Annotated in this window: 3 protein-coding genes; 1 reads left to right on the top strand and 2 read right to left on the bottom strand. The window is 69.7% G+C overall.

The genetic code is table 11. The features are described 5' to 3' along the window. Positions 1–1,308: hypothetical protein (locus ABD127_RS15585; RefSeq protein ID WP_344203165.1), on the bottom strand; the 1,308-nt coding region annotated here is incomplete at its 3' end. A gap of 143 nt (positions 1,309–1,451) precedes the next feature. Further along, complete coding sequence (locus ABD127_RS15580) at positions 1,452–1,718, bottom strand: hypothetical protein (protein ID WP_344203164.1); 267 nt, start codon at positions 1,716–1,718, stop codon at positions 1,452–1,454. A 158-nt stretch (positions 1,719–1,876) separates the two neighbouring features. Here ABD127_RS15580 and ABD127_RS15575 point away from each other — a divergent pair, with 158 nt between their 5' ends. Further along, on the top strand, positions 1,877–2,503 hold the full coding sequence (locus ABD127_RS15575; protein ID WP_344203162.1) for a maleylpyruvate isomerase family mycothiol-dependent enzyme: 627 nt from the start codon (positions 1,877–1,879) through the stop codon (positions 2,501–2,503). Positions 2,504–2,521 lie beyond the last annotated feature (18 nt).

Below are 2,521 nucleotides of genomic sequence, written 5' to 3'. Positions count from 1 at the left end.
CACCGTGACCAGGGGGATGTAGGCGAAGAACCAGAACATCTCCACCGGCGGGAGCGCGTAGATCTGGGTCGAGGCGACAACCCAGAGGATGACCGTGGCTGTGACCAACCCGGCGATGACGAGCGACCGCGTCCGTGCGCGCAGGGCGAACGCGGCGGCTGGCAGCACCAGCCACAGTCCGAGGCTGGCATCGACGGGGTCGTCGGCCAGGACCAGGACCGACACGAGCAGGACCGCCAGCAGTATGCCAAACCGAGCCCGCACGGTCGGCGACGTCCGCTGCTCGGCGCCATCGAATACCGCCCAGCACCCGAGCGCGACCGTCGTGGCCGTGCTCGCCAACCACGGCCACGACGGCGTCGAAAAGGTCGCCGGGTCGGCGAAGAGTCCTGACGGCACCCCCAGGAGGAAGGCGGCGACGGGGATCTGCACGATCGCCAGCAGGGTCAGAGCGCGCCGCCGGGTAGAGGCGACGTCCTCGAGCGGCGACGCCGGAGGTGGGACCACGGCGGGCGCCTCGGCTCCGCGCAACAGGTGACCGGCTGCCTGCAGCTGGGCGTGGTCATCGTGCCCGCGGTAGCCCGCCACGACCTCGCGAGTCTTCGCGAGCAGCTCCCGCGAGCGCCGGCTGATGTCGACGATCTCGACCGCGGGTACCGGGTCGGGCTCGTCGAGGGCGTCCCGAACCCGGTCGACGCGAAGGGCGAGGTCGGACATCGGTTCGATCAGCACGTCCCGCAGGTGGTGCTCGACGCTGTCGCGGTGACCGATGACGGCGCTCTCGGCGAGCTCGTCACGGGTGCTGGACAGCTCGTGGAGCATCGTCGCGAACGCGATGATCACCAGCTGCGCCGTGGCGCGGAACATCAGCGCGACCGACACGTACACCCAGTTCCCGACTTGGGCGGACTCTGGCCCCAGTCCCAGGATCTCGACGGCCAGGCCTGCAGCAACGACGCCGGAAGCGGCGGCGTACGACCAAGGCGGTCGCAGCACCAGGAAGCAGGACACCACCAGCGAGGCCAGACTGAAGACGTAGACCGTCCCGAGCATTGCGGCGGTCCACAACGCGACGACGGCCATCAGGGCCAGCGTCCAGCGACCATGGGTCGCGGACGCCCCGCGCAAGGCCGCCGCGACGTGGCGCAGGTGCAGCGGCGTGACGACCGCCGTCGCAACGGCGGCGATCAGCAGGCTGCGATGGTCGAGCAGCGCCGCGACGCGCGAGAGCTCCATGAGCGGTAGCGCGGCCGCGGTGCTGAGCGCGCCGATGCGTGCTCGGCGCTCCCAGCGCTGCGACGTCTCCACCGGACCATTGTCGTCCAGAGCAGCCAGCGCGGGCAGTGACAGTTGTCATCACGTCCGCGATCCGATGTCGCCTCAGGTCGTGAGGATCGGCGGAGTCGCGGCAGGGGCGCTCGTGGACCGCGAGGTCGCCACGCTGGCGGAGCTCAGCGCGGACGGCTGATGAGCTCGAAGATCGCGCGGCGCTGGGCGTCGGGGAGCGGATGGGTCAGGAGCCCTTCCACGACGAAGACGGCCGTGCGCGAGACCGTCTCGACGTCCTCGGCGGCCACGCCGGCCTTGGTGAGTCCGTCCGCCAGGAACGCGTCGGCCAGCTCGTGGAATCCGTTGTGCCACGTGTCGATCGCGGGCGAGAGGGGCGTGCGGGCGTGAACGACCGTGACGAGTCTGCTGTTCTGTACATCGATCACCATCATCCAGCGTGGGGAATCACGAGGCTGGCACTTGAGGGGAGCTTCGGCCTCGCTCTGCCAAGACTCCTGACTGTGGGTGGCCCTTCGTGCTGCGGGACGGCACCTGCGGGTGCGACGATTCTTGTGGTGGGTCCTGCGATCTGTCGGAAGGGGCGGGAATGACGAACGGCATGCCGGCATTGGCCAAGAGTGAGCGAGCCAGCTTGGTTCAGCTCCTGCAGGAGCTGACCGATGGCGAGTGGGCCCGTCCGTCGCTGTGCGACGACTGGTCGGTGCGCGAGGTCGCCATCCACATCGTGAGCTACGACGACCTGGGTTGGTCCGGGCTTCCGATGGCCTTCGTCCGCGGAGGCCTTCGGGTCGACTCGGTCAACGCGTGGGCCGTCGCCCGACGCGCCAGCCTGTCGAACGACGAGGTGATCGAGCTCGTCCGACGCTGCGAGACTCCCCGAGGGCTGACCTCGGCCATGAACGGTGCCATCGCCCTGACGGACGGACTGATCCACCAGCAGGACATCCGACGCGCACTGGACCGACCGAGGGAGATCCCGGCGGAGCGGTTGCTGCCGGCACTGGACTTCGCGTTGAAGGCTCCGACGCTGCCGGCGAAACGCAACGCGCGCGGCCTCCGGCTGGTGGCAACCGATCACGACTGGTCGCACGGGACCGGTCCGGAGGTCACCGGCTCGGCTGAATCCCTCCTGATGGCGATTGCCGGAAGGCCCGTCGCGCTGGACGAGCTGTCCGGGCCGGGGCTCGTCAGTCTGGCTGATCGCGTGGGCTGAGTGCCACGCTTGCCGCCT

It is taken from the genome of Aeromicrobium alkaliterrae (assembly GCF_039529015.1).
In the GTDB taxonomy this organism is placed as follows: Bacteria; Actinomycetota; Actinomycetes; order Propionibacteriales; family Nocardioidaceae; genus Aeromicrobium; species Aeromicrobium alkaliterrae.
This window is presented reverse-complemented; position numbering and strand designations above follow the sequence as displayed.